Source organism: Klebsiella sp. 28, from assembly GCF_018223905.1.
Classification (GTDB): domain Bacteria; phylum Pseudomonadota; class Gammaproteobacteria; order Enterobacterales; family Enterobacteriaceae; genus Klebsiella; species Klebsiella pneumoniae.
This window is the reverse complement of record NZ_JAGRQY010000219.1, coordinates 1-6,477: the sequence shown is the minus strand read 5'-3', so window position 1 is coordinate 6,477 and position 6,477 is coordinate 1. Positions and strand designations below refer to the sequence as shown.

General features: G+C 62.7%; 5 protein-coding genes and 2 pseudogenes. 2 read left to right on the top strand and 5 right to left on the bottom strand.

Annotation, left to right across the window (positions count from 1 at the left end; genetic code table 11):
* On the top strand, nt 1–322 hold a 322-nt coding region (locus tag KHQ28_RS26625), incomplete at its 5' end, for a chromate resistance protein ChrB domain-containing protein (RefSeq protein ID WP_211777742.1).
* Nucleotides 291–1,606: pseudogene (chrA, locus tag KHQ28_RS29645) on the top strand (chromate efflux transporter). The gene KHQ28_RS26625 and the pseudogene chrA, both read left to right, overlap by 32 nt.
* Before the next feature lie 54 nt (nt 1,607–1,660).
* Here chrA and KHQ28_RS26615 read toward each other — a convergent pair.
* The 5 genes and pseudogenes from KHQ28_RS26615 to KHQ28_RS26595 all read right to left on the bottom strand — a co-directional run.
* Nucleotides 1,661–3,082: an FAD-binding oxidoreductase gene (locus tag KHQ28_RS26615; RefSeq protein ID WP_017879852.1), complete on the bottom strand. Its 1,422-nt coding sequence runs from the start codon at nt 3,080–3,082 to the stop codon at nt 1,661–1,663.
* A gap of 26 nt (nt 3,083–3,108) precedes the next feature.
* On the bottom strand, nt 3,109–3,924 hold the full coding sequence (locus KHQ28_RS26610) for an ABC transporter permease (protein ID WP_004145364.1): 816 nt from the start codon (nt 3,922–3,924) through the stop codon (nt 3,109–3,111).
* A gap of 1 nt (nt 3,925) precedes the next feature.
* Nucleotides 3,926–4,756, bottom strand: coding sequence for an ABC transporter ATP-binding protein (locus tag KHQ28_RS26605; RefSeq protein ID WP_032418872.1), 831 nt, complete (start codon nt 4,754–4,756; stop codon nt 3,926–3,928).
* Nucleotides 4,753–5,736: an ABC transporter substrate-binding protein gene (locus tag KHQ28_RS26600; RefSeq protein ID WP_002908130.1), complete on the bottom strand. Its 984-nt coding sequence runs from the start codon at nt 5,734–5,736 to the stop codon at nt 4,753–4,755. Before KHQ28_RS26600 ends, KHQ28_RS26605 begins: the two co-directional genes overlap by 4 nt.
* Nucleotides 5,736–6,477 (bottom strand): annotated as a pseudogene (locus KHQ28_RS26595) (creatininase family protein); the annotation flags it as partial. The gene KHQ28_RS26600 and the pseudogene KHQ28_RS26595, both read right to left, overlap by 1 nt.

Here is a 6,477-nt window from a genome sequence, read left to right as displayed (position 1 = left end):
GACGGCGGTCGGTTTTGATTTTGACGGGGCGCCGTTCAGCCACGTCGGCACGCGGGTGACCTTCGAAGTTCTGGTCCGGCGCTTTGCTCTGGAGGCCGCGATCCCCGACGCCCTGGGGCGGCTGATCCACTTCCTGGACGTCGGTGGGGAACCGACCCCGGAGGCGGCGGGGGTGGAAAGCATTCTGGCAGGGCTGCGGGAAACCATTACGGACGATGACCAACTGCTGGCGGCAGCCTGCTCGCTGTTCGACGGCTTACTGAAGTCCTGTGAAATGAGGTCTGGTAATCATGAGCAAAACGGTCGTTCTTCCGCAGAGTGACAGCCCTTCCGTCGTCGCTTCCGTCCCCTTCTGGCAGGCAATTCGCTTCTGGCTGAAGCTCGGCTTCATCAGCTTCGGCGGGCCTGCCGGGCAGATCGCCATGATGCACCAGGAGCTGGTGGATAACCGACGCTGGATCTCGGAAGGGCGATTCCTGCACGCGCTCAACTTTTGTATGGTCCTGCCGGGCCCGGAGGCTCAGCAGCTGGCGACCTATATCGGCTGGCTGATGCATAAAACCTGGGGAGGCGTCATCGCCGGGGTGCTGTTTATCTTGCCCTCGCTGGTGTTGCTCATCGCGCTGGCGTGGATCTACCTCGTCTGGGGAGATGTCGCGGTGGTGGCGGGGGTTTTTTATGGCATCAAACCCNNAAAAATGGCGCCTACTGGGCCATCGCCGCCGCGGCCTTTGTCGCTATTTTTGCGCTGAACGTTCCTTTTCCGCTGATCGTCCTCGCCGCGGCACTGGTGGGTTTTATCGGCGGACGGCTGGCGCCGACGATATTCGGCAAAGCCGACGCCCACCGTGCGCAGAGTCACCCTGGCGGAGCCGCCATCATTGATGACACGACGCCGATCCCGGCCCATGCCATTTTCAGCTGGCGGCGCACCTCTCAGGTGCTGATCGCCGGGATGCTGCTGTGGCTGGTGCCGATGGCCGCCCTGACGCTAATGCTGGGCTGGGCGCATCCGCTGACCCAGATGAGCTGGTTCTTTACCAAAGCCGCGCTGATGACCTTTGGCGGGGCATATGCCGTCCTACCTTATGTTTACCAGGGGGCGGTGACCCACTATGGCTGGCTGACGGCAGGGCAGATGATGGATGGCCTCGCCCTTGGGGAGTCGACCCCCGGACCGTTGATCATGGTGGTGACCTTTGTCGGGTTTGTCGGCGGCTACACCAAAGCGGTGTTGGGCGTCGATGATGTGCTGCTGGGGGGCATTGCGGCGGCGTGCCTGGTGACATGGTTTACTTTTTTACCCTCGTTTATCTTTATTCTCGCCGGCGGGCCGTTTATTGAAACGACCCATAATAAGGTGGGATTTACCGCGCCGTTGACCGCCATCACCGCCGCGGTGGTGGGCGTTATCCTGAATCTGGCGCTGTTTTTTATCTGGCATAGCGTCTGGGGACCATCCGGTTTCGACCCGTGGTCCGCAGCCATAGCCCTGGGCGCCGCCGGGCTGCTGTTTCGTTATAAGTGGAAGCTGACCTGGGTACTGGCCGCCGCCGCCGCAGTAGGGCTTATCGTCCATATGGCGGGACTGTCCGGCGCAGGATGAGGTTGGGCGGCAACGGGCCAGCGACCCGTTAGCGCCCAACCGGACCGGGGACCATCAGGTCGTGGGGCTTTCGCGGGTGGCCCGCGCCAGCGGGTTGCCGTCCAGTTCCAGCTGGTCGCGCAGCGCCCAGCCGCGCAGCTTGCCGGGGTTAAGCAATCCCGCCGGGTCGAGAGACTGTTTCACCGCCACGACGTCGGGACGAATCACGCCCTGTTTGCCGTCCTCAACCTGCAGCACGTGGGGGTTGTTAATCTTGACGTCGTTGTCGCGAAATATCTGCATGATGGCGTTAAGACGTTCGGGCGTGGTATAGCGCACCAGCTGCAGACCGCTGGCGGTGAGATTGCCCTCGATATCGCGCAGGAATTCAATATGGGACATCACCTCCCCGGCGAAGTGCTGCTCCATCTGTAAAATTTGCTGCGGATAGCGCAGCGGATCAAACGCCGTCTGCAGATAGGTCAGCGTATTGTCCACCTTGAGCGCATGCAGGGTGGTGTGGTTCCAGCAGTATTCCATTAACGAGCCGTTGCGCGTCCGGGCCTCGTCGCTGGCCTGCCGGATGGCGTTGCTCCCGCGATGGCGCGTTAACAGGCTGGCGCAGAGTCCTTCGCTCTCCTCGGCGATCAGGCTGATAACCGCATGCTGCCCGGCGCGGTAACGATCGTTGAGGTGGCTAAAATAGTCAGCGATCGGCGTGGCCAGCAGCGCCACCTGGCGCTTCACCAGCCCCGGCGAGCGGACGCAGGCGTTGGCATAGTTCAGCGCATCGGCGAAATCGTCAAACACGTCCAGACGTTCAATCCACTGGTGCGCAGGCGCCAGCGCCAGCTCAACCTCCAGGATAATGCCGTTGGTGCCGTAGGCGTGATGCAGCAGCAGCGCTTCGGGAGCCGGGACGGTCAGCACGCGGGGGACCGGCTCGACGGTCATTACTTTGACGCTGAGCACATTGCCGGGCGCAGCCAGCGGCCCATAGTTGATGGAGCCGATGCCGCCGAACCCGCCGCCGTAGAGACCGCCCAGGCTCGCCAGTCGATAGGTCGACGGCATACAGCGCAGCTCCCAGCCCGTCTGGCGGGCGGCGGTTTCGATGTCCGCCAGGCGAATGCCGGCCTGGGCCCTCACTGTGCCGTTGCCGAGGGCGACGATCTGGTTGAGCCCGGTCATATCCACCAGCAGCCCGCCTTCGAGGGGGACCAGTTGGCCATAGTTGCCGGTGGCGCTGCCGCGCAGGGTCAGCGGCAGCTGGTGCTGCGCGCAGGCGCAGACCAGCTGGCGCAGCTCCTCTTCATCGCGCGGGCGAACCACCGCGTCCGCCTGTTTCCCCGCCAGTTGCTCGGTGAGTAGCGGACTGAACCAGTGAAAATCGCGGGAGAGCCGTTTGATCTTCGCCGGCTGTAAGGTCCACTCCAGCGCCGGGAGTGCCTGCTGGATCGCCGCGACCGCGTGTTGACGCTGTTCATCAGTCATCATTCTTTTTCCTGTTCGTCAGCAGAACATTAATGAGATTGCACGGCTTCGCTTTCATGCCAGGCGCTAAGCGCCCGGCGCGAAACCCAGGACATCACGCCAAACAGCGCGATACCGGCGAGAGAGATCAGCAGCAGCGCGGCAAACATCAGCGGGATATCCAGCTGGTAGCCGGCCTGCAGGATCTGATAGGCCAGTCCGGTATTGGTCCCGCCGGTCCCGGCGACAAACTCCGCCACCACCGCGCCAATCAGCGACAGCCCACTGGAAATACGCAGCGCGCCGAAGAAATAGGGCAGCGCCGAGGGGATACGCAGCCGCACCAGCGTTTGCCAGCGGCTGGCGTGATTGAGGCGAAAATAGCTCAGCAGGCCGGGGGAGACGCTGCGCAGTCCCTGAGTGGTATTGGAGATGATGGGAAACACCGCCATCAGGGTGGCGCACACCACCAGCGAGAGCGTGGCATCCTTCACCCAGATGATGATCAGCGGGGCGATGGCGACGATCGGCGTCACCTGCAAAAACACGATGTAGGGAAACAGGGCGGTTTCCACAAAGCGGTTCTGCACCAGGATAAACGCCACCGCGGCGCCGATGACAATCGACAGCAGAAACGAGATCAGGGTGATCTTGAGGGTGAACAGCAGCGCCAGCAGCAGCGGCGTGAGATGCGTCCACAGGCTTTCCAGCATCACCAGCGGCGACGGCACCAGAAAGGCCGGGATACGGAAATAGCTCACTGCGCCCTGCCACAGGAGCACCATCGCCACCGCGACGAGGGTCGGATAGAGAATTTTGAGAAAACGCGGATGCTGGATCCACGGCGTTGCGGTTGTGGTTTTCATATTATGGCTCCATACCAGACTGGCTGGCCTGCAACAGACTGTCCTGCAGCTGACGGGCATACAGGGAAAAGGCCGGGCTGACGCGGAACGCCTCGCTGCGGGGGAACGGCTCGCGGATGGCGATATCTTCGACCACCCGTCCGGGACGGGCCGCCATCATGATCACCCGCTGGGAGAGAAACACCGCTTCGTGGATCGAGTGGGTGACGAACACTACCGTCAGGTTCTGCTCCTGCCAGAGACGCAGCAGGTCGCTGTCGAGTTTGTTACGCGTAATTTCATCCAGCGCGCCGAAGGGCTCATCCATCAGCAGCAGCTTTGGGCGGGTGACCAGGCCGCGGGCGATGGAGACGCGCATTTGCATGCCGCCGGAGAGTTCGCGCGGCAGGACGTCGGCGAACTTGCCGAGGCCCACCAGCTCAAGGACTTCATTCACCCGGGTATTGCCCTCCGCCCGCGGCACGCCGGCCAGATCCAGCGGCAGCCTGACGTTATTACGCACGCTGCTCCATGGCATCAGGGTGGCTTCCTGGAAGACGAACGACAGCGGATGCTGGGCCTTTTCCCGACTGTCGCGCCGCCACAGCATCAGCTTGCCGTCGCTGGGCTCCACCAGGCCGGCGACCATCTTCAGCAGGGTGCTTTTACCGCAGCCGGACGGGCCGAGCAGGGTAATAAACTCCCCCTGATTGATGGTCAGGTTGACGGGTAGCAGCGCCCGGGTGCCGTTGCTGTAGATTTTCTCCGCCGACAGCACCTCGATGGCCGGGGTGGCAGCGGCGGGTATAAAGCGGGTATCGCTCATCACGGTCAGTTTCGGGGCGGTATTCATGGCATCACTCCGGCGTCTTTGACCATCTCAAGGGTGTAAGTCTGCTCAAACGGCACCTTGCTGGCGTCGATCAGTTTGTTTTTCACCAGCATGTCCCAGGTTTTCTTCAGCCGCGGCTCGGTGATGATGCCGATGCCGCCGGTCTTAGCATCGCCGCCGGTCACCAGCTGGTACTGCTTCATCTGGGCAATGCCAAAGGCGATCTGCTCGGCGCCCATTTGCGGATTTGCTTTACCGATCAGGCTGTTGCCGGGGGCGGGATCCTGCAGGTAGCTTTTCCAGCCTTCCATGGAGGCTTTGACGAAGGCCGCCACCGCCGCCGGACGTTTGCGGATGGTGTCGGCCATACAGATAATCGAGTTGCCGTAGGGCGGGTAGCCCCAGTCGCTGAGCGGATAGACATAGAACGGCTGCCCGCCTTTGGCGACGGAGAACGGCTCCGAGGTCACGTAGCCCTGCTGCACCAGGTTTTTATCGGCGAGGAACGGCTGAACGTTAAAGGTATAGGGGCGCACTTTGCTGCCAGCCAGACCCAGCTCGCTTTTCGCCCACGGCCAGAAGGAGGTATAGGCCTCGGTGGCGAGCAGGAAGGTTTTGTCTTTAAGTTCCGCCGGGTTCTCCACCTTGTCATGGGTGATAAACACCGTCGGCGAGTGCTGGAACACGGTGGCGACGGTCACCGCGTGCACCCCGGCCTGCCAGGTCTCCAGCGCCTGGCCGTTGTCGCCAAGGGTGCAGTCCGCCTGACCGGCCGCCATCAGCTGCATGACGTTGATCTGCGGGCCGCCCATTTTAATTTCGACATCGAGACCGGCGTGTTGATACAGCCCGGTGGCCTGGGCCTGGTAAAACCCGCCGTGTTCGGCCTGGGCATACCAGTTGGTGAGAAAGGTAAACTTCTCCGCCGCGAAGCAGGAGGCTGAGGTCGCGAGGGCGGCCACGGTCAGCAGGGTAAAAACGGGCGTCAATCTGGTATTCATCAGGGCTCCCTGGATTCAGCAGCGAAAGAAGGTGGTAGGGACTGCACAAAGCCGTGCCAGTGCTGTTTGCCCCAGGTCGGTTCGCGACGTTCGACCCAGGCCATGCGGTGGATCTCGATGATCGCTTGCGCCCAGCTGGCGGCGAGGGAGTCGAGAAGCCCTTCGCCTTGCTCCCGCGTCGCCGGGGTCGGGTCGCCAATCACCCCGCTGGGGCCAAAGTCATACGACGCCCACGCCGCCGCCGGACGGCCTTTCGACAGGGTTGGGCAGGGGAATTCCGGGGGGAAATTAGCGACGGCCCGTTCCATATGGACGCACTCCGGCGCCAGCGCCAGCATCAGCGCCGTTTCGCTATGCCCGGCGTGCATCGCCATCCGCTGTTCATGCGGGCTGAGAAACTGTTTTTCGCAGTTGGGCACGTTGAACACGTCGTGGGGGATGGCGATGAAATCCCCGTGGCGCAGGCGCATTTCCCGGCAGGCGATCTGCAGGATCTGCGGCTGGCCGCCGTGGCCGTTGATCATCAGCAGCTTGCGAAAACCGGCCCGATAGAGAGATTCGGCAATCTCCAGCAGGGTATGCAGCAGCGTATCGCCGCTAAGGGTCAGGGTGCCGGGAAAATGCAGATGCGGCCGGGATCGTCGCCGGCAGCCTGGCGAGGGCATGGCCCGCCACGCCGGAAGATATCACGCTGTCCACCGAGCAGGGCAGATGCGGGCCGTGCTGTTCGATCGCCCCGGT

What these genes read in the sequence shown, in the direction of transcription:
- KHQ28_RS26615 (WP_017879852.1), bottom strand. Translation starts at nt 3,082, where the DNA reads ATGATGACTGATGAACAGCGTCAACACGCGGTCGCGGCGATCCAGCAG.
- KHQ28_RS26610 (WP_004145364.1), bottom strand. Translation starts at nt 3,924, where the DNA reads ATGAAAACCACAACCGCAACGCCGTGGATCCAGCATCCGCGTTTTCTC.
- KHQ28_RS26600 (WP_002908130.1), bottom strand. Translation starts at nt 5,736, where the DNA reads ATGAATACCAGATTGACGCCCGTTTTTACCCTGCTGACCGTGGCCGCC.
- KHQ28_RS26605 (WP_032418872.1), bottom strand. Translation starts at nt 4,756, where the DNA reads ATGAATACCGCCCCGAAACTGACCGTGATGAGCGATACCCGCTTTATA.